The 18,104-nt window shown below is 62.9% G+C and carries 20 protein-coding genes and 1 riboswitch; of the genes, 12 read left to right on the forward strand and 8 right to left on the reverse strand.

Features of this window, described 5'->3' with window-relative positions:
• The 4 genes from AWB67_RS15385 to pcaC all read left to right on the forward strand — a co-directional run.
• Nucleotides 1-621 (forward strand): acetyl-CoA C-acyltransferase (locus tag AWB67_RS15385; RefSeq protein ID WP_125477604.1); only part of this gene is annotated, 621 nt, incomplete at its 5' end.
• A gap of 4 nt (nt 622-625) precedes the next feature.
• Nucleotides 626-1,984 carry a 3-carboxy-cis,cis-muconate cycloisomerase gene (locus tag AWB67_RS15390; RefSeq protein ID WP_087657119.1) on the forward strand — a complete coding sequence of 453 codons (1,359 nt, stop codon included), beginning with the start codon at nt 626-628 and terminating at the stop codon, nt 1,982-1,984.
• A gap of 34 nt (nt 1,985-2,018) precedes the next feature.
• A complete protein-coding gene (pcaD, locus tag AWB67_RS15395; RefSeq protein ID WP_087657120.1) occupies nt 2,019-2,813 on the forward strand; it encodes a 3-oxoadipate enol-lactonase in 795 nt (264 codons plus the stop codon).
• Entirely contained in the window at nt 2,810-3,202 is a 393-nt protein-coding gene (gene pcaC, locus AWB67_RS15400; protein ID WP_087657121.1) for a 4-carboxymuconolactone decarboxylase, read from the forward strand. Before pcaD ends, pcaC begins: the two co-directional genes overlap by 4 nt.
• 490 nt (nt 3,203-3,692) lie before the next feature.
• Here pcaC and AWB67_RS40805 read toward each other — a convergent pair whose 3' ends face one another.
• The 3 genes from AWB67_RS40805 to thiC form a co-directional block, all read right to left on the reverse strand.
• Entirely contained in the window at nt 3,693-4,160 is a 468-nt protein-coding gene (locus tag AWB67_RS40805) for a hypothetical protein (RefSeq protein WP_159964853.1), read from the reverse strand.
• A 212-nt stretch (nt 4,161-4,372) separates the two neighbouring features.
• Nucleotides 4,373-4,585 carry a YMGG-like glycine zipper-containing protein gene (locus AWB67_RS15405; protein ID WP_087657122.1) on the reverse strand — a complete coding sequence of 71 codons (213 nt, stop codon included), beginning with the start codon at nt 4,583-4,585 and terminating at the stop codon, nt 4,373-4,375.
• Nucleotides 4,586-4,882: 297 nt separating this feature from the next.
• On the reverse strand, nt 4,883-6,814 hold the full coding sequence (gene thiC, locus AWB67_RS15410) for a phosphomethylpyrimidine synthase ThiC (RefSeq protein WP_087657123.1): 1,932 nt from the start codon (nt 6,812-6,814) through the stop codon (nt 4,883-4,885).
• A gap of 146 nt (nt 6,815-6,960) precedes the next feature.
• Nucleotides 6,961-7,091: riboswitch (TPP riboswitch) on the reverse strand.
• Nucleotides 7,092-7,370: 279 nt separating this feature from the next.
• Here thiC and AWB67_RS15415 point away from each other — a divergent pair.
• A complete protein-coding gene (locus tag AWB67_RS15415) occupies nt 7,371-8,324 on the forward strand; it encodes an EamA family transporter (RefSeq protein WP_087657124.1) in 954 nt (317 codons plus the stop codon).
• 92 nt (nt 8,325-8,416) lie between these two features.
• Here the strand turns inward: AWB67_RS15415 and AWB67_RS15420 are convergent, their stop codons facing one another.
• Together AWB67_RS15420 and AWB67_RS15425 are read right to left on the reverse strand one after the other, a co-directional pair.
• The gene (locus tag AWB67_RS15420) at nt 8,417-8,815 is read right to left on the reverse strand and encodes an MFS transporter (protein ID WP_143328408.1); all 399 of its coding nucleotides are present in this window, start codon (nt 8,813-8,815) and stop codon (nt 8,417-8,419) included.
• Nucleotides 8,816-8,823: 8 nt separating this feature from the next.
• On the reverse strand, nt 8,824-9,693 hold the full coding sequence (locus AWB67_RS15425) for an MFS transporter (protein WP_087657126.1): 870 nt from the start codon (nt 9,691-9,693) through the stop codon (nt 8,824-8,826).
• A 549-nt stretch (nt 9,694-10,242) separates the two neighbouring features.
• On the opposite strand from AWB67_RS15425, the gene AWB67_RS15430 reads away from it, so the two are divergent.
• A complete protein-coding gene (locus tag AWB67_RS15430) occupies nt 10,243-11,025 on the forward strand; it encodes a DUF4397 domain-containing protein (protein ID WP_087657127.1) in 783 nt (260 codons plus the stop codon).
• Between the two features lie 161 nt (nt 11,026-11,186).
• On the opposite strand, the gene AWB67_RS15435 is transcribed toward AWB67_RS15430, so the two are convergent.
• Nucleotides 11,187-11,321, reverse strand: a complete 135-nt coding sequence (locus tag AWB67_RS15435) for an entericidin A/B family lipoprotein (RefSeq protein ID WP_087657128.1) — start codon at nt 11,319-11,321, stop codon at nt 11,187-11,189.
• 252 nt (nt 11,322-11,573) lie between these two features.
• Between AWB67_RS15435 and AWB67_RS15440 the strand changes: the two genes are divergently transcribed.
• Complete coding sequence (locus AWB67_RS15440; protein WP_087657129.1) at nt 11,574-12,788, forward strand: IS701 family transposase; 1,215 nt, start codon at nt 11,574-11,576, stop codon at nt 12,786-12,788.
• Between the two features lie 123 nt (nt 12,789-12,911).
• Here the strand turns inward: AWB67_RS15440 and AWB67_RS15445 are convergent, their stop codons facing one another.
• Nucleotides 12,912-14,384 (reverse strand): sensor histidine kinase, encoded by a 1,473-nt coding sequence (locus tag AWB67_RS15445; protein WP_235025181.1) that lies wholly within the window; start codon nt 14,382-14,384, stop codon nt 12,912-12,914.
• Nucleotides 14,385-14,566: 182 nt separating this feature from the next.
• On the opposite strand from AWB67_RS15445, the gene AWB67_RS15450 reads away from it, so the two are divergent.
• The 5 genes from AWB67_RS15450 (at nt 14,567) to AWB67_RS15470 (ending at nt 16,847) form a co-directional block, all read left to right on the forward strand.
• Nucleotides 14,567-14,743, forward strand: coding sequence for a DUF1328 domain-containing protein (locus tag AWB67_RS15450; protein ID WP_087657130.1), 177 nt, complete (start codon nt 14,567-14,569; stop codon nt 14,741-14,743).
• Between the two features lie 79 nt (nt 14,744-14,822).
• Nucleotides 14,823-14,984 carry a DUF1328 domain-containing protein gene (locus tag AWB67_RS15455; protein WP_087657131.1) on the forward strand — a complete coding sequence of 54 codons (162 nt, stop codon included), beginning with the start codon at nt 14,823-14,825 and terminating at the stop codon, nt 14,982-14,984.
• A gap of 116 nt (nt 14,985-15,100) precedes the next feature.
• Nucleotides 15,101-15,676, forward strand: a complete 576-nt coding sequence (locus AWB67_RS15460) for a ferritin-like domain-containing protein (protein ID WP_087657132.1) — start codon at nt 15,101-15,103, stop codon at nt 15,674-15,676.
• Nucleotides 15,677-15,721: 45 nt separating this feature from the next.
• On the forward strand, nt 15,722-16,354 hold the full coding sequence (locus AWB67_RS15465) for a response regulator (protein WP_087657231.1): 633 nt from the start codon (nt 15,722-15,724) through the stop codon (nt 16,352-16,354).
• Nucleotides 16,355-16,418: 64 nt separating this feature from the next.
• Nucleotides 16,419-16,847, forward strand: a complete 429-nt coding sequence (locus AWB67_RS15470; RefSeq protein WP_087657232.1) for a response regulator — start codon at nt 16,419-16,421, stop codon at nt 16,845-16,847.
• 3 nt (nt 16,848-16,850) lie between these two features.
• Here AWB67_RS15470 and AWB67_RS15475 read toward each other — a convergent pair whose 3' ends face one another.
• Nucleotides 16,851-18,056 carry an MFS transporter gene (locus AWB67_RS15475; RefSeq protein ID WP_087657133.1) on the reverse strand — a complete coding sequence of 402 codons (1,206 nt, stop codon included), beginning with the start codon at nt 18,054-18,056 and terminating at the stop codon, nt 16,851-16,853.
• Nucleotides 18,057-18,104 lie beyond the last annotated feature (48 nt).

Raw genomic sequence — 18,104 nt, forward strand, 5'->3', positions numbered from 1 at the left:
GCGAAGGCCGACGGCACGTTCGCGCAGGAAATCGTCGCGGTGACGATCGCGCAGAAGAAGGGCGATCCGATCGTCGTGTCGCAGGACGAGCATCCGCGCGAGACGAGCATCGAGGCGCTGGCGAAGCTGAAGGGCGTCGTGCGCCCGGACGGCAGCGTGACGGCGGGCAACGCGTCGGGCGTGAACGACGGCGCAGCCGCGCTCCTGATCGCCGATGAAGACAGCGCGAAGCGTTTCGGGCTCGTGCCGCGCGCCCGGATTCTGGGTCTTGCGACGGCCGGCGTGCCGCCGCGCGTGATGGGCATCGGCCCGGCGCCCGCGACTCAGAAACTTCTGAAGCGCCTGAACATGACGATCGACCAGTTTGACGTGATCGAGCTGAACGAAGCGTTCGCGTCGCAAGGACTGGCCGTGCTGCGCATGCTCGGCGTCGCCGACGACGATCCCCGCGTCAACCCGAACGGCGGCGCGATCGCACTCGGCCACCCGCTCGGCATGAGCGGCGCGCGCCTCGTCACGACCGCGAGCTACCAGCTTCAACGCACCGGCGGCCGCTTCGCGCTCTGCACGATGTGCATCGGCGTGGGGCAGGGCATCGCGATCGCGATCGAACGTGTCTGAAGCCATGTTCGCCGCCACCGGACGCCTGACCGACCTCATCTGCGGTACCGAAGCGGCGAACGCCGTCTGGTCGCCGCGCCAGAACGTGCAGGCGATGCTCGACGTCGAGGCCGCGCTCGCGCGGGCCTCGGCGGCGCACGGCGTGATTCCGGACGCGGCGGTCGGCGCAATCGAAGCCGCCTGCAACGCCGACAACATCGACGCTCACGCGCTGATGGCGGGCGCGGCGCAAGGCGGCAACCTCGCGATTCCGCTCGTCAAGCTACTGACGGCCGTGGTCAAGGCCGCCGACCCCGAAGCCGCCAAATATGTGCACTGGGGCGCGACGAGCCAGGACATCATCGATACGGGCGCGGTCCTGCAATTGCGCGCGACGCTCGACCTGATCGATGCCGATCTGCGCGACCTCTGCGCCGCGCTCGCCGACCAGGCGAGGAAGCACCGCGTCACGCCGATGATCGGCCGGACGTGGCTGCAGCAGGCGCTGCCAGTCACGCTCGGCCTCAAGTTCGCGCAATGGCTCGACGCGCTGACGCGGCATCGCGAGCGTCTTTCGACGCTGCGTTCGCGCGCGCTCGCGCTCCAGTTCGGCGGCGCGGCGGGCACGCTCGCGAGCCTGCGCGACAAGGCGCAGCCAGTCGCGCAAACGCTCGCCGACGAACTTGGCCTCGCGCTCCCCGCTTTGCCGTGGCATACGCAGCGCGACCGCATCGCAGAAGCGGCGGCGTGTCTTGGCATGCTGACCGGTACGCTCGGCAAGATCGCGCGCGACATCTCGCTGTCGATGCAGACCGAAGTCGGCGAGCTCGCGGAACCGGCGGCGGCGGGCAAGGGCGGCTCTTCGACGATGCCGCACAAACGCAACCCGGTCGGCTGCGCGGCGGTGCTGACGGCCGCGACGCGCGCGCCCAACCTGGTCGCGACGATTTTTGCGGGCATGGTGCAGGAGCACGAGCGCGCGCTCGGCGGCTGGCAGGCCGAGTGGGAAGCGTTGCCCGACCTCGCGCGCCTGACCGCGGGCGCGCTCGCGCAGATCAAGTCGATCGTGCCGGACATCGAAGTGAACACCGAACGGCTCACCGCGAATCTCAACGCGACGCGCGGACTCGTGCTCGGCGAGGCCGTCATGCTCGCGCTCGGCGACCGGATCGGCCGGCTGGATGCGCACAAGCTGGTCGAGAAATCGTCGAAGGAGGCCGTGGCAAGCGGCCGGACCCTCTTCGACGTGCTCTCTTCCGAGCCCACCGTCAACCAGCATCTATCAACCGATCAGTTGCAACACTTGCTCGATCCGGCGAATTACGCCGGTTGCGCGCAGGCATTCATCGATGCCGCGCTCGAGCTTCATCACGCGAACGCGTGATCCTCGCGACAACCCAATCAGGAGCGAAACGCCCATGCCTCTCGCCGCCGTCAACGGTATCCATATTTACTATCGCATCGACGCCGACGCGGGCGACGACGCCCCGTGGCTCGTGCTGTCCAACTCGCTCGGCAGCGACATGTCGATGTGGTCGCCGCAAGTCGAGGCGTTTGCAAAAAAATATCGCGTGCTGCGCTACGACACGCGCGGCCACGGCCACTCCGACGCGCCGCAGGGCCCATACACGATCGACCAGCTGATCGGCGACGTGATCGGCCTGATGGACGTCCTGAAGATCAAGCGCGCGCACTATTGCGGGCTGTCGATGGGCGGGCTGACCGGCGTCGGGCTGGCCGCGCGCCATCCGGAGCGCTTCGAGCGCGTGGTGCTGTCGAACACGGCGGCGCTGATCGGCTCGGACGCCGTCTGGACGCCGCGTGCCGCGAAGGCGCGCGAGGTCCACGGCATGGTCTCGCTGACCGACGCTGTCATCCCGCGCTGGTTCACGGCGGGGTTCATCGAAAGCCAGCCGCTCGTGCTCGCGCCGATCCGCGACGTGTTCCGCCACACCTCGGGCGACGGCTACGCATCGAATTGCGAAGCGATCCGCGACGCCGACCTGCGCGGCGAAGCGAAGACGATCAAGGCGCCGGTGCTGGTGATCGCCGGCACGCACGATCTATCGACGACAGCGGAGCAGGGCCGCGAACTGGCCGGCTATATAGAAGGGTCGCGCTACGTGGAGCTCGACGCAGCGCATTTGTCGAACATCGAGAAATCGTCGGATTACACCCGCACCGTGCTGCAATTCCTGGGAGAACAGGCATGACCGAAGACGAACGTTACGACGCGGGCCTGGAAGTGCGCCGCGCGGTGCTGGGCGATGCGCACGTGGACCGCTCGCTCGCGAACCGCACGGACCTCACGACGGAGTTCCAGAACCTGATCACGCGCTATGCGTGGGGCGAGATCTGGACGCGGCCGGGTTTGCCGCGTCATACACGCAGTCTTCTGACGATCGCGATGATGGTCGCGTTGAATCGCGGCGAGGAACTGGCGCTGCATCTGCGGGCGGCGAAGAACAACGGCGTCTCGCGCGACGAGATGAAGGAAGTGCTGATGCAGACAGCGATTTACTGTGGCGTGCCGGCGGCGAACTCCGCGTTTCATCTGGCGCAGAAGATTTTCGATGAGATGGATGAGGCGGCGAAGGGGTGACGGCTTAGGCCGTTGATTTTTGGCTGATAGTGTCGAAAAAGCCGTTCCGGGTTTGCCGGGACGGCTTTTTCATGTACGCCGGATGCGTGGGTGCGCTTTGTTTCAACGCCGATAATCAGGTCTTCGCCGTCTCAGGCGTATCGCGCTCAGTGGCAGGCGCGCCACGAAATACCCAGACCGTCAGCAAGCCAAGGGAAGCGATCATCCACAGCAGGAAAAACGCAAAGGCCATCATCTCCGTCCCCTCAGGCTGGTTGGTGCCGCTTTAGCGCTCGGGGAATAGCCCGTCGCCTTATCGGCATTGTGAGGAAGAACACATAGCGAAAATCGTGCCTGAACGCAGGCGGAAATCGGCGGAGCCTTGTCGGAAAAGGATAGGGCGGCGGTCACAGCGAGTGTGGCCATCCGCGCTTTTCGCACATCAGCGAAAAAACGTTACAGAAACGAAACGCTGGCAGTAAAACGCCAAATTTTTGTAAAGGTCAGGACGCTAGTGACTGTGTCCCGAACCGCCACCGTGCCAGTTGCCGCCCCCACCGCCGTGCCAGCCTCCGCCGCCGCCGTGCCAGCCGTGTCCGCCCCAGCAACAGCCGCCGCCGCCCCAGTAACCGAAGCCGACCGAGATCGACGGATAGCCGTATCCGTAATACGCGGGGTAAGGCGCATAGGGATAAGCCGGGTAAGCAGGGTAGGGATACGCAGGGTAGTAACCCGGATACGTCGCGTAGGTCACGGGCGGTTGCGCGACCGGATACTGCGCGCTGACGGGCGCAGTCGTGTAGGACGAGACCACGGTCGACGAAGCTTCCTGCGTGCCTACCGCGAACTCCCTCTGCGTATAAGCCGCACCGACTACTGGATAAGATGGATAAGCGGGATAGGCCGGATAGCCGACGTAATAACATCCGCTCAGCAGCGCGACGCCCCCGAGAGCCGTCAGCGTGAGTTTCGGATTCATGATGCTGCTCCTTTCGTGCAACTGCCTTCTATCGTGCTGTGTTCGTGCGAGGCATCGAACGGTCGGCGAAAAGAGCTTGGCGCAACGTCGGCGGCTTGAGGAAAAGCGTGGCGGCTCGCGGCTGAGTTCGGATTGGTCGATGTGTTTTAAAGATAGCGCGGATCGTGCGACCCCGCGCGATCCGCTTTGTTACCCCGAATTACCCCGAAGGCCTACTTGCCGACCTGGTTCCCGATCACCCCGCCGACCGCCGCGCCACCGAGCGTCGAAAGCGCACTGCCGCCGATCGCCGCCCCCGCCACGCCGCCGACGCCCGCGCCGACCGCGGTATCGCGTTGCCGCGTGGTCATGCTGTCGCAGGCACTGAGGCCGCCGAGCAGTGCGACAACGAGTGCGGCAGCGCTGATCTGTCTGATATTTTTCATTTTGACTCTCCATTACGTGATGAAGTGGTACGGCCTGGCTGAAGCGGCTTAGGTGTCCATCGGGCGCCGGGCCGGGCTCGCCGCTTGAGCGGCTGATCGTTTTAGGAGCGTTGCAGCGACGGAAGGTTATTGCCGATTCATCCTAGATGAAGCAGGAAAAGTGCCAGATTACGAATGAACCGTGGAGCGCTTTGTGCACGGGCGTTCGCGCCGAAAGAAACGGCCTGTCGCGCACGATGCGCGACAGGCCGTTTTGTCAGCTTGCGTTGTAAATTTCTTCAGCGAGCAACCGAAGCGTCAAGTCCGCTGATAAATCTCCGCGCCCCTCTTCACGAACTCGATCGCCTTCGTCTGCATGCCTTGCTCGAGCGCCTCCGTATCGGTGACGCCTTGCTTGGCCGCATAGTCGCGCACATCCTGCGTGATCTTCATCGAGCAGAAGTGCGGGCCGCACATCGAACAGAAATGCGCGACCTTCGCAGAATCCTTCGGCAACGTTTCGTCGTGGAATTCGCGCGCCTTGTCCGGATCGAGGCCGAGGTTGAACTGGTCCTCCCAGCGGAACTCGAAGCGCGCCTTCGAGAGCGCGTTGTCCCGCACCTGCGCGCCCGGATGACCCTTCGCCAGATCGGCGGCGTGCGCGGCGAGCTTGTACGTGATGATGCCGGTCTTCACGTCGTCCTTGTTCGGCAGGCCCAGATGCTCCTTCGGCGTCACGTAGCAGAGCATCGCCGTGCCGAACCAGCCGATCATCGCCGCTCCGATGCCCGACGTGATGTGGTCGTAGCCGGGCGCGATGTCGGTCGTGAGCGGCCCGAGCGTGTAGAAGGGCGCTTCGTCGCACCATTCGAGCTGCAGGTCCATGTTCTCCTTGATGAGCTGCATCGGCACGTGGCCGGGGCCTTCGATCATCACCTGCACGTCATGCTTCCACGCGATCTGCGTGAGTTCGCCGAGCGTCTTCAACTCGCCGAGTTGCGCTTCGTCGTTGGCGTCGTAGATCGAGCCGGGACGCAGGCCGTCGCCGAGCGAGAAGCTGACGTCGTAGGCTTTCATGATTTCGCAGATGTCCTCGAAATGCTCGTAGAGGAAGCTCTCCTTGTGATGCGCGAGACACCACTTCGCCATGATCGAGCCGCCCCGCGAGACGATGCCCGTCATGCGGTTCGCCGTCAGCGGCACGTATTGCAGACGAACGCCGGCGTGGATCGTGAAGTAATCGACGCCTTGCTCCGCCTGTTCGATCAGCGTGTCGCGGAAGATTTCCCAGGTCAGGTCCTCGGCCTTGCCGTTGACCTTTTCGAGCGCCTGGTAGATCGGCACCGTGCCGATCGGCACCGGCGAGTTGCGGATGATCCACTCGCGCGTCTCGTGAATATGCTTGCCGGTCGAGAGATCCATGACCGTATCGCCGCCCCAGCGGATCGCCCAGGTCATCTTGTCGACTTCCTCGCCGATGGAGGAGGTCACCGCCGAATTGCCGATGTTCGCGTTGATCTTCACGAGGAAGTTGCGGCCGATGATCATCGGCTCCGATTCCGGGTGATTGATGTTCGCCGGGATGATCGCGCGGCCGCGCGCCACTTCCTCGCGCACGAACTCGGGCGTGATCGCCTGCAGCGCGTCGGGGCCGAACGCGGTCGCGCCGAACGCCTGGCCGGGATGCTGGCGGCCCATCATCTTTGCGAGCTTTTCGCCGTTCGGGCCACTCGTCTTCAGGCTTTCGAGATACTCGGCGCGGCGCTGGTTCTCGCGGATCGCGATGTATTCCATCTCCGGCGTGACGATGCCCTGGCGCGCGTAGTGCATCTGCGAGACGTTCTTGCCCGCGACCGCGCGGCGTGGCGTACGATGCAGGCCGGGAAAGCGCAACTCGACGGTGGCGGGATCGGCGGCGCGCTCCCGGCCGAAATCGCTCGAGAGGCCCGTCAGGCTCTCGGTGTCGCCGCGCGCTTCGATCCAGCGGGCGCGGAGTGCCGGGAGGCCCGAGCGGATGTCGATGGTCGCGTCGGGATCGGTATACGGGCCCGAGGTGTCGTAGACGTAGACCGGCGGATTTTTCTCGCCGCCGAAGCTGTCGGGCGTGTCGGACTGGGTGATTTCGCGCATCGGCACGCGGATGTCGGGTTGCGAGCCGGTCACGTAGACCTTGCGCGAATTCGGCAACGGGGCGACGGCGGCCGCGTCGACGACGGCATCGGCGGACAGGAACTTCGGGTTGGCATTCATGTGCTGTCTCTCCTGGGGACGGTTTTATCCAGCCAACCGATGGACGCGACAACGCCCGGCGGCGACTGATTCAGGAGCTAAACAGGGAGGAACGAGACGGAAGGAGTTGCGGGTTTCTGGCTTGCGTGAGTGGAAGGACCCCGGCGCGGTGAAACCCGAACGCTTCCCTGCGCTGGCATTATCCAGATCAGGTTCAAAGGGTATTTCTCACCCACGGCGTGCGGGCAATCCAAGTTCACGGATTGCGATGCACGACGCAGGACCCCCGCGTTAGCAGCCGCTACGTTACACCGCGCCGTGGCGTCTTGGCAACCTTTTGTGACACTCCGGCGGCGTGCGTACAGCGCTTACTGCATAATGTCGGACGCCGCGTTTTCAGTACTTTCCCGTACGCGCGGCGGCCCGGTTTTCCGGCCGAACTCCCTTCTGTGCTCTGTGCTCCATCATGTTGTCCTGCCTTACCCGTCTTGCCGCGACGCCCCTGCGGCATGCGCGTTTCCCCGTGCGTTGCCCTCGTTGCGGCGCTTGTGCATTTCCGGCCGCTGCGGAGCGTTGAATGTCTGCTCTCCCGTCGCCGAAGTTTCCGCCCAGCCTGCCGTTCAATTTCCCCGACCGGTTTCCGTTTCGACTCCCGCAGACTCAGAAGGGACGCGTCGCGCTCGCGCTCGCTGTCGTCTATATCGTCTGGGGCTCGACGTATATGGCCGTGCATCTTTCCCTCGAGTCTTTTCCGCCGTTGATGCTGTCGGGGTTGCGTAACCTTTTTGCCGGCATCGGCCTCTTCATTTTCGCGGCGCGCAAGAAGCCGATCTGGCCTACCGGCGCCGAGATCCGCAATGCGGCGATCGTCGGGACGCTGCTCGTCGGGCTTTCGAGCGGGATGCTCGCGTTCGGGATGCGCACGGTCGAGACCGGCACTGCCGCCGTGATGGTCGCGACGGTTCCGCTCTTTGCGACGATCATCGCGGCGTTCACCGGGCGCAGTATCGCGAAGGGGGAGTGGGTCGCGGTTGGGCTGGGACTCGTTGGCATCGCGCTCCTCAATCACGGCGATACGTCGGCGGGGTCGACGGCTGGATCGCTCGCGATTCTCTGCGGCGCGATTTTTTGGGCCGGCGGCGCGCATCTCGCCGGGCGGCTAAAGCTGCCGTCCGATCTCTTCGTTTCGACCGCGCTGCAGATCGGACTCGGCGGCACCATTTCGACGATGGTCGCGTGGTTTTCCGGCGAGCGGATCGCGAGTATCGGACTGGTGCCGGCGGCTTCGTTTCTCTATCTGATGCTGATCGGGACGATGGCGGCTTATGTCGCCTATGGGTATCTCATTCGACATACCAGTCCGATCATCGCCAGCAGTTGCATGTATGTAAATCCGGTCGTGGCTGTGGCATTGGGCGCGCTGCTGCTCGGGGAAGTCATCACGCGCTGGACCGTCATCGCGACGGTCATTATCTTGCTTAGCGTTGGATTGTCGTTTTGGTTTGATTCTCGGAGGAGGGGGTTCGTTTAAGGTGGGCGCGCTGGGTTGGGTTACCGTGCTGAAAATCCAAACCCCGAATCCGCCACCAACGCGCCGTATTGTTCTTCCCAGTACGGGATTGGCTATATCTTCTCGACCATTTCCACATCCGCGTCCGAGCCCAAATCTTCAGGGCTTAGTTGCCTAATTCCTTTGGAAAGCAAGAGCAGTGCGCCGGACGCGGTGAGTCCGATCAGGCAAAAAAACAGCGTGCCCTTCGCCCCCAAAAACGAACTGGCCGCGAGTCCTCCGAGCAGTGCGCCTATCGGGTCGGCACCCCAACTCACGAACCTCACTGTCGCGGTGACGCGAGACAAGTGACGATTTTCAATCATCGTCTGCCGCAGAGTCTGCTCGACGATGACGTGTACGACGATCGCGAAGTCCCATGCTGCGATGCTGGCTGCAATCACCGTGGCCCGATACGGAAAAGGAAGTCCCTCCGCCAACAGGATGGGAATACCTAGCGGTCCGATGACCAACAATGAACCTACAGCGTGGTGCGTCGACCTAGCGTCTTGACGAGCATCGGCGCGCACATCGCACCGAGCAAGCCGAATACGCCGACGACGGACACCACGGCCCCGAACATCGCGGCGCTGAATTCAAGCTGCTTTAGCGCAAAGAAAGTGAGCACCGTGAAAAATGCCGTGTGAAAGAGATTGAATATGCCTGCGGCGATTGCGATATACCGCTGGATTTCATTTTTCCAAAGAAGCCGAATGCCAGCGCCTATGTCAGAAAGGTGCGAGTGTTCATCATTGGTCGCTGGCGAAACTGAGGGCAATGAGACGCCTTTAAGACATATGGTGCTGAACAGGTAGATCACCGCGTTCAGTACGAACACCGAGGCCGCCGACACCGCTTGGACAAGCCCGCCTGCGATTGCAGGACCGAGAGCGGTCGCCGTCGAGGTGATTGCCTCGAACCAGCTATTCGCCTTAGTCAGATCCTTGCGATGCACGATCGTCGGAATGACCGCAGCGATTACGCTATCAAATAGCAGTTTGACGCCTGAGAGTCCGAAACTGATCAGACACAGCAGCGCGATGCTCAACTGCTCAAAATATATAAGAATGGGCACTGATCCAACGATGATCAACCGCACTAGACCGCACCAGAGCAAAGTCGCTTTCCGGTCCCATTGCTCAGCCAGCGCACCGGCGGAAAGCCCGAGCAGCAAAGGAGCTGCGGTGCCCGATGCCGCGAGGATTCCAACTTCCGCTGCGTTGGCGTGGAGGGTTGTAATCGCAATCAGCGGCATGGCGATCATCAGGATCGAGCTGGCAGTCGTGTTGAGCGTTTCCGATGCCAGAACGCGGAAGAATGAGCTTCCGTATCCTGTAGGTGTGTTTTGCATTGCGTGAGCCTGATTTCAGGATGCCGGGTTCGTTACCGGTCGATGGCACTGTTTTTAGGACGCAGGTGACATAGGCGCTTGTCCTCAAGCGAGGCACAACTTCGGTGATTGCCATGACTCGGCACTGCGGTAGTCATACTAAGGGATCGGGGCAATATACTGCGCTTCGAATTATCTCGGCACTAGAAGCCCGAATCGGGTCGCAGCAGTGTTTTGAAGGGCGGATCCAAGTCAGCCAGCAAGGATATGGCAGTCCAAGTATGCCCAAGAGAAGTTAGCAGCAAGTCATGGAAACAGGGTGTAAGAAGTTGCACCGCTGAGGCGCAAAGGCATCTAAACGAACGACCCATCTGTTCCATAGAGCGCACGTTCTAAACCCACTGCAAGCCTTGCGCAAAGAGCCGAAGCGGCAAGGGCAGCGCAGCAGAACCCCAAGAACGGCACATCGCTTGCTCAAGCGAGGCACCCCCCGGCGCCATCCATAACCCGCGCCCACGGGTAAAAAAGCGGGCTCCCGCACACCATCCAATCGATAATAAAGGTGAAAACATGAAACTCATCCGCACAGCTGCAGCGCTTGCTGCCGTCGCATCGATCCTGAGCGCATGCGGCGGAAGTTCCGACGATGTCGGCAAGGAACTCGGCCTCACGCCGCCAGAAGTCCACTTCATTCACGCGATCCCGAGCGCACCGAACGTCGACTTCTATAACAACGGCAAGGTCCTGCAAGCGAACCTCGCCTACAAGACCGTCACGAATTTCGCCACCATCAACACGGGCGCGCAGACTTTCTCTTACTCCGCCATCAACACGACGACCCAACTCGCCTCCGACGCCAGCATCACGAACGCCGCGAAGGGTCACGAATACACCGTGATCGCGTTGCCGGATGCGGGCTTCCTGCCGTCGATCGCCGTCATCGATGATCCGTTCGACAAGGGCCTGCTTTCGGGCAGCGCGCGCGTACGGGGCTTCAATGCTTCGGCGAATGCGCAGAACCTCGACCTCTATCTCGTGGCACCGGGGACGAACATCGCAACCGTCAGCTCGACGATGGCTGGCGTCGCGTTCAAGAACGCCGTGCCGGCCACGACGCAGGACTCGATCTACGTCTCCGGCGGCACGTATCAGCTGATCGCGACTCTGCCGGGATCGAAGACGCCGGTGTACACGTCCGGCTCGTTCGATCTCGTCAACAACGCGGACTGGCTCGTCACGACGCTGCCCGCCGGCAACGCGCTCTCGCAAGTGATCCCGAACAAGATCCGCTTGCTGGTCGCGCAGGGCGGCAACACGCAGACCCCGGCGATCGAGTTGCCCGATACGCAGTAAGCATCACGCGCTAGCTAAAAAAAAATCGGCGGACTTTGCCAAAAGCAAAGTCCGCCGATTTCGCATGCACGAAATAGCGGCACGAAAAAAACCCGCCGCTAGAAGCGACGGGCTGACAGGAAACTCACGGCATCAAGGTATCAGCAGGTCCAAGCGCGTTCTTACTTGTTCTGCTCGGCCGAGTTCGTGATGGCTTTACCGCCCTTCGAGATGTCCTGGCCCGCGCCGGAGACCGTGTTGCAGCCCGCGAGTGCAGCGGTGCCAGCGATCAGCAGCAAAGCGATGAGTCGAGTCATGAGTATTCCCCTTTGAAGTTAGATGCGTGTTTGGAATCGGGTCGCGCATCGTGTTGGATCAGCCCGGATCGACTACCGGTCGAGACCATCATAAAAAAACCATCGTGCTCAGGCTGTAGGCGCGGCTGCGTTTTTCTTGTCGGCCGCGTCCGCTAATCATGTCGGCGCCGTCCTACGTGACAAGCGCCTAGTACTACTGTGTTAAAAATAAGGCATTATTCGCTTATCTTCAAGTGACCTGTGAGGAAGGCGATGGAAATCCCAAGGGAGCGGTTTGAGGAATACGTGTCGCTGATTGCACAGACGCTTGGGCACGCCGACCGTGTCGAACCGTTTCGTGGCTACTGCACCGGGTTGATGCTGCCGGTTAAGCGTAAGAGCGTCGAGCCTATGGCGGCGCATTTATCGCCGAGCCGGGTGCGCTCGGAACACCAACGGCTGCATCACTTTGTGGCTGACGCGCCATGGTCGGACGAAGCGGTGCTTGATGCGGTGAGCAGTTATGCCCTTGAGCGAATCAGCCGGCGCGCGGGTGCGCCCGAGGCGCTGATTATTGACGATACCGGCTTTCCCAAGAAGGGTAAGCACTCGGTCGGGGTCGCGCGGCAGTACTGCGGCCAACTGGGCAAGCAAGACAACTGCCAAATCGCGGTCAGCGTCTCGGTAGCGAATGAACACTTTAGCTTGCCAGTGCGCTACCAATTGTATTTGCCGCAAAGCTGGGCCGATGACCGGGAAAGGCGTAGCCATGCCAAAGTGCCCGAGGCGCTTGAGTTCGTCACCAAGCCGATGCTCGCCCTACAACTGCTTGAGAACATCGGCAAAGTGAAATCGCTGCCCGAACTGGTTCTGGCCGACGCCGGTTACGGGGCGAGCACCGAGTTCCGCGAACAACTCACGATGATGGGCTTCACTTATGTAGTTGGGGTGACCGGGACGGTCAGCATGCAGTCGCCAGCTCAGCCGCCGCTGCAAGCTAAAGAGTTGGCCATGCAATTGCCGTCGCGGCGCTTTCGCACCGTTAAATGGCGTGAAGGAACCAACCGAACGTTGTCGTCGCGTTTTGCGGCCACACGAGTGCATTGCGCCTCGCGAGCAGCACGGCCAGGCGGGCCCTCCGACGAGCAATGGTTGCTCATCGAGTGGCCCAAGGGCGAAGTCGAACCGACCAAGTACTTCCTGAGCACATTGCCGGCTGAAACGGCAATCAAGGAACTCGTGCGACTCGCAAAACTGCGCTGGCGCATCGAGCGCGATTATCAGGAACTCAAGCAGGAACTCGGCTTGGGCCATTTCGAGGGACGCAGTTGGCGCGGCTTTCATCACCACGCGACCCTGTGCATAGCGGCCTATGGCTTTCTCGTCACCGAACGCCTGGACGGGCAAAAAAAAACTCCAGCTTATCGGTTACCCTGCGAAGTCCCTTCCTTACCCGAAGGCTTCCGGCCCCGGGGCGCCCCTGCGTAAGCAGCGCCATGTGCCGGATTCGATCGCAACGCTGCGATTGGAGCTTGCTGCCGCATTGCTTGCCCGTCTTGACCGGTGTCCGTGCTGCGGGCGGAGAACTGAATAGTTGTTAACACAGTAGTACTAGGCGACTGGAAAGATCGCGGCGCTAAGGTCGGTGCTGCGCTCGCGCGGCATCGTCGCGCGGATGCTCGTGCCGTGCGGCTCGCGCGGTTCGATCTCGATGCGCCCGCCGCGCGCGCTCACGCGCTGGCGCATGCCAAGCAGCCCATGCGTGTGCGTGCGCTTCAAATCCTGCGGGAGAATGCCGACGCCGTCATCCGCGATGCTGAGCGACACGCGTTCGTCGTCGAGCGTCAGCGCGATCGCGATGCTCGTCGCCCGCGCGTACTTCGCCGCGTTCGTGAGCGATTCCTGCGCCACGCGAAAGAGCGCGATCTCTATGTCGCCGCCGAGCTTCACGTCGTTCTCCGGCAGCGCGAGTTCGAGCGTCCAGCCGTTGCGCTGCGCGGCTTCGTCGGCGAGGGTGCGCAGCGCGGTGACGAGCCCGAAGTTGGCGAGCACGGTCGGGCGCATGTCCTCGATGATGCGCCGCTTGAGCGCAATCCCCTGATCGAGGTTCGCCAGCGCGCGCGAAAGCTTTTCGACCATCGCCGGTTCGCTTTGCCGCAGTTTGTTGTTGACCCACGCGACGTCCATCTTGCTCGCAGTGAGAATCGAGCCGAGTTCGTCGTGCAGTTCGCGCGCGAGTTCGGTCTTCTCGTTTTCGCTCACCGATTGCAAATGCCACGCGAGCGCTTCGAGCTGGCGTGTGCGCTCGAAGACGAGCTGATCGAGTTCTTCCTGCTGCGTGATCAGCTTCTTCTGAACGCGATCCTGCTTGTCGAGCTGGATGCCGAGATTGCGAAACAACAGCAGGAACAGCACGATGTTGAGCGCACACAGCGCACCGACGCAAAACGTCGAGATTCGCTGGTCGGCGCGGCTTGAATCGAGCGCGTGCTGCGCGCGGCGCTCTTCGTTCAGGCGCAAGAGGGCGAGCGTCGTATCGAGGATGTCGCCGCCTTCCGGGGGCTTCAAGGCAAGCGCGCGGGCCTGATCGATCGTGTCCGTGGGGCCGGAGAGCGTTGCTAGACCGGCGGCGATCTGCGTATCGACCGCGCCGCTCACCTGCGCGAAGCTCGCGAGCGCGGTGTCGTCGGCCTTGCGGTGATAGTAGCCGTCGAGCGAGGCGATCGTCTGACGGATGCGCGTTGCCGCTTGCCGGAAATGCTCCGCGTAGGGCGCGCGCGTGGACGGCGGCGCGAGGACGTACGCGCGCTCGTCGGCGGTGAGGGTGGCGACGTCGGCGGCGAGCGCGGTCAGTTGCGTGGTCGCGCCTTTCGCGTCGAGCGCGACTTCGTACTCGGAGGCGATGCGCATGCGCCCCGATTCCAGGATGACGAGGCCGCCTACCGTAATGACGATCGCTACCGTCATCGCGACGGCCCAGCTCCAGCGGCGCATGAAATCGTTGAGGCGCGTCGCGCGGCCTGGGTTTGCGCTCTTTTTGATTGGCGCGTTCTGCGCGGAGGCGGCTGCCATTGCCTTGGTCATGTCGATCGGTCGTTTGTAGTAATTCGCTTGGTAGCCGCTTCCGACGCGGGAGAGACGGCGTCAGGCGGGTTGAAAGCGCGTGTCAGTCGATTCCCACAGCAAAAAAGGCGCCTGCCCGAGTGTATTGCGCCTCAGGCCCTACTAACATGGACTGGGCAGACAAACTTTAAGCGGGGTCGATCATGTTGAAGTGGGCATTGTTTTTCGCGATCGTGGCCGTGGTCGCTGGCCTTCTGGGCTTTACCGGCATCGCGGCGGGCGCTGCGAGCATCGCCAAGTTCTTGTTCGTGTTGTTCCTGATCCTGTGCGTGGTGTTCCTCGTGCTCGGATTCGTCATCACGAAAAAAGTCGTGGATTAGCGGCACTCGCTGGCCGGAATTCATCTGGACGGGGCCGGCGGTGACCGGTCCCGGACCATGAGGCATAAGGAGAGCCGCCATGCTGCATTACGCCGCCGTTTTCTTCGTCATCGCGATCATCGCCGCCGTGTTCGGCTTCACCGGCATCGCGGCGGGCGCGGCAGAAATCGCCAAGATCCTGTTCTACATTTTTCTCGTGGTTTTCGCGGTCACGTTGCTGCTCGGTGTCGTTCGGACCTGACTTTGCGAGTCCGGGGAAGTCCGGGCACGCCGCATGCTTGAGTGGCAAAGATTGAGCGCGAACACAACCGCTGCTTGAACACCGCCACACATCAATCCCTTTCGAGGAGCATCTAAATGTCGAAATCGTCTGCTGTAAAGGCTGAACCGGGCCATTCGAAGGACGCGTTTGTCCTGGATGTCGAAAAAATTCGTGCCGAAGCGCGTCAGCACATGGATGAAGGCGCGGTCACGTCGACCTATGGCGCCGATCGCGAAGTCGTGTTGAAGCTGCTGAACGATTCGCTCGCGACCGAAATCGTCTGCGTGCTGCGCTACAAGCGTCACTATTTCATGGCGAAGGGCATCCATTCGGAAGCGGTCGCCACCGAGTTCGGTGAACACGCGGCCGAGGAGCAGGAACACGCCGATACGATCGCCGAGCGCATCGTCCAGTTAGGCGGCGAGCCGAACTTTGCGCCGGACAGCCTCAAGTCGCGCTCGCACTCCGAGTACAAGGAAGGCGCGAACCTGATCGACATGATCCGCGAGAACCTGATCGCCGAGCGCATCGCCATCGATACCTATCGAGAGATCATTCGCTATCTCGGCGACAAGGACGTGACGACGCGCCGCATGTTCGAGGACATCCTGGCGGTCGAAGAAGAGCACGCCGACGACATGGCCGACCTGCTCGAAGGCCGCAATGGCTGAAGGCCGCGCGCGCTTCGGGATGCGTGTGCCGCGCGGATGCCGCCGATGATTCGAGTGCTGATAGCGGACGATCACGCGATTGTCCGAAGCGGGTTCAAGCAGTTCGTCGCGGACGAACCCGACATGGAAGTCGCGGCGGAAGCGTCCACCGGCGACGAAACGATCGCGCTCGTGCGCGCCGAAGCGTTCGACGTCGTCTTGCTCGACATCGCGATGCCGGACAAGAACGGCATCGATACGTTGCGCGTCATCAAGCAGTTGCGGCCGGAGCAGGGCGTGCTGATGCTCTCGGGCTTTCCGGAGAGCCAGTACGCGATCAACCTGCTGCGCGCGGGCGCCAACGGCTATCTGAACAAGGACGCGGCGCCCGACGAGATCGTGCGCGCGATCCGCACGGTGGCGCGCGGGCATCGGTATCTGTCGGAATTCATCGCCGATGCGCTCGCCGACAAGCTCGAAAAACCCGCGTCCGAGCGTCCGCACGAGGCGCTCTCGGAACGCGAATTCCAGATCTTCTGCAAGCTCGCGGGTGGACGCATTCCGACCGAGATCGCGGAGGAGCTGCATCTGTCGGTGAAGACAGTCAGCACGTATCGGGCGCGGGTGCTTGAGAAGATGCGGCTGTCGAACAACGCCGACCTCACGTACTACGCGATCAAGAACGGCCTGATCGAGTAGCGGCGACGGGGCGCGCGGCGTGGAAGAGCGGGGACAACGGATCGGCTATCAGGAGGCGCCCGCCGTGGGCAATCAGACGATCATCGACGACGCAGGTTCCGGCGCGCCCAGGCGGCCGCTGCGGGTGCTTCTGATCGAGGACTCGCCGCTGATCCGGCGCAGCCTCGTCGAGGCGATCGATGCGTCCGGCCAGTTGCGCGTGACCGCTTTCGCCGATTCGCCCGATGACGCCATTGCGTTGCTGACGTCGGAATCGTTCGATGCGGTGATCGTCGACCTGCAACTCAAGCGTGGGTCGGGCGTCGAGGTGCTGGCTTATCTGCAGGAAAAAGGACTCGTGAATTCATCGTTTGCCGCTGTGCTGACGAATCACGCGCTGCCTGCGTATCGCAAGCGCTGTCTGCAATACGGCGTACAGCATTTCTTCGATAAGTCGCTTGAGTTTGATCGCGTGATCGACGCATTGCATACTTACGCGCGAGAGCGGGCCTGACGGTCATCCAAGCTGCGACGCCGCCCCCACTCGCCCACGCCGGTGGCTCAACGCAGCGAGCCCGACCGCGGCCAGCCCCGCGACACATACGCCCGTCCATCCGAACGCGTGCCACGCCAGCGACGCCACCGCCGACCCCGCCGCCCCGCCGATGAAATACGCGACCATGTAGACCGTGTTCACGCGGCTGCGCGCTTCGGGCGCCAGGGCGTAGATGCGCGTCTGGTTCGAGATCTGCGCGGCCTGCACGCCGACATCGAGCACGATCACGCCGATCACGAGCCCCGCGATGCTCCGTCCCGAGAACGCGAACACCACGAACGACACCGCGACCAACGCGATCGACAGCGAGATGACCGCGCGCGGTCCGCGCTTGTCGGCGGTCTTGCCCGCGAGCGGCGCCGCGAGCGCGCCCGCCGCGCCGACGATCCCGAACAGCCCCGCCGCCTGCGGCCCCATGTGGAAGGGCTCGCCCGCGAGCAATAGCGTGAGCACCGACCAGAAGATGCTGAACGCCGCGAACATCGCGCCGCCCGTGAGTGACGCCTCGCGAAGCCCCGGATGCTCGACGACGAGATGCCACATCGACACCAGCAGCTTGCCGTAGGGCAGCGTCGAGGTCGGCCGGCTCTTCGGCAAGCGCGAGATGACGACCACCGCAAGCAGGATCGTCGCCACGACGGACGCCCCGAACACCGCCCGCCAGCCGAAGTACTGCGCGACGACCCCCGACACCGTGCGCGCGAGCAGGATGCCGAGCAGAAGTCCGCTCATCACCGTGCCGACGGCGTGGCCGCGTTCGGCGGCCGGCGCGAGTTCGGCGGAAAACGGCACGGCCTGCTGCGCGATCGTCGCAACGACGCCGATCGTGAGGCTCGCCGCGATCAGCACGGCGAGGGTGGGTGCGCCGGCCGCCCCGACGAGCGCGATGGCGAGCGCCGCGAGTTGCAGCAGGATCAGGAGGCGCCGGTCGAAGCGGTCGCCGAGCGGAGCCAGGAAAAACATCCCGAGCGCGTAGCCGAGTTGCGTCGCCGCCGGCACCGCGCCGATCAGCCACGCGCTCTCGGGAAACGACGCGCGAAAGTCTTCGAGCAGCGGCTGGTTAAAGTAGATGTTCGCAACCGATACCCCCGCGATCGTGGCGAGCAGCCACAGCGTGGCGCGCGAGTAGTGTGGATGGTGGTGCGGTGCCGGCGAGGATGAGGGCATGTCGGGATCGAGTGACGGCGGGGAAGGGGCACTGACGGCCTGATAGCC

This window comes from Caballeronia terrestris (assembly GCF_001544515.1).
Classification (GTDB): Bacteria; Pseudomonadota; Gammaproteobacteria; order Burkholderiales; family Burkholderiaceae; genus Caballeronia; species Caballeronia terrestris.

Excerpts from the sequence above, each read along its gene's own strand:
- AWB67_RS15390 (WP_087657119.1), top strand. The coding sequence starts at position 626 with ATGTTCGCCGCCACCGGACGCCTGACCGACCTCATCTGCGGTACCGAA.
- pcaD (WP_087657120.1), top strand. The coding sequence starts at position 2,019 with ATGCCTCTCGCCGCCGTCAACGGTATCCATATTTACTATCGCATCGAC.
- pcaC (WP_087657121.1), top strand. The coding sequence starts at position 2,810 with ATGACCGAAGACGAACGTTACGACGCGGGCCTGGAAGTGCGCCGCGCG.
- AWB67_RS40805 (WP_159964853.1), bottom strand. The coding sequence starts at position 4,160 with ATGAATCCGAAACTCACGCTGACGGCTCTCGGGGGCGTCGCGCTGCTG.
- AWB67_RS15405 (WP_087657122.1), bottom strand. The coding sequence starts at position 4,585 with ATGAAAAATATCAGACAGATCAGCGCTGCCGCACTCGTTGTCGCACTG.
- thiC (WP_087657123.1), bottom strand. The coding sequence starts at position 6,814 with ATGAATGCCAACCCGAAGTTCCTGTCCGCCGATGCCGTCGTCGACGCG.
- AWB67_RS15415 (WP_087657124.1), top strand. The coding sequence starts at position 7,371 with ATGTCTGCTCTCCCGTCGCCGAAGTTTCCGCCCAGCCTGCCGTTCAAT.
- AWB67_RS15425 (WP_087657126.1), bottom strand. The coding sequence starts at position 9,693 with ATGCAAAACACACCTACAGGATACGGAAGCTCATTCTTCCGCGTTCTG.
- AWB67_RS15430 (WP_087657127.1), top strand. The coding sequence starts at position 10,243 with ATGAAACTCATCCGCACAGCTGCAGCGCTTGCTGCCGTCGCATCGATC.
- AWB67_RS15435 (WP_087657128.1), bottom strand. The coding sequence starts at position 11,321 with ATGACTCGACTCATCGCTTTGCTGCTGATCGCTGGCACCGCTGCACTC.
- AWB67_RS15440 (WP_087657129.1), top strand. The coding sequence starts at position 11,574 with ATGGAAATCCCAAGGGAGCGGTTTGAGGAATACGTGTCGCTGATTGCA.
- AWB67_RS15445 (WP_235025181.1), bottom strand. The coding sequence starts at position 14,384 with ATGACCAAGGCAATGGCAGCCGCCTCCGCGCAGAACGCGCCAATCAAA.
- AWB67_RS15450 (WP_087657130.1), top strand. The coding sequence starts at position 14,567 with ATGTTGAAGTGGGCATTGTTTTTCGCGATCGTGGCCGTGGTCGCTGGC.
- AWB67_RS15455 (WP_087657131.1), top strand. The coding sequence starts at position 14,823 with ATGCTGCATTACGCCGCCGTTTTCTTCGTCATCGCGATCATCGCCGCC.
- AWB67_RS15460 (WP_087657132.1), top strand. The coding sequence starts at position 15,101 with ATGTCGAAATCGTCTGCTGTAAAGGCTGAACCGGGCCATTCGAAGGAC.
- AWB67_RS15465 (WP_087657231.1), top strand. The coding sequence starts at position 15,722 with ATGATTCGAGTGCTGATAGCGGACGATCACGCGATTGTCCGAAGCGGG.
- AWB67_RS15475 (WP_087657133.1), bottom strand. The coding sequence starts at position 18,056 with ATGCCCTCATCCTCGCCGGCACCGCACCACCATCCACACTACTCGCGC.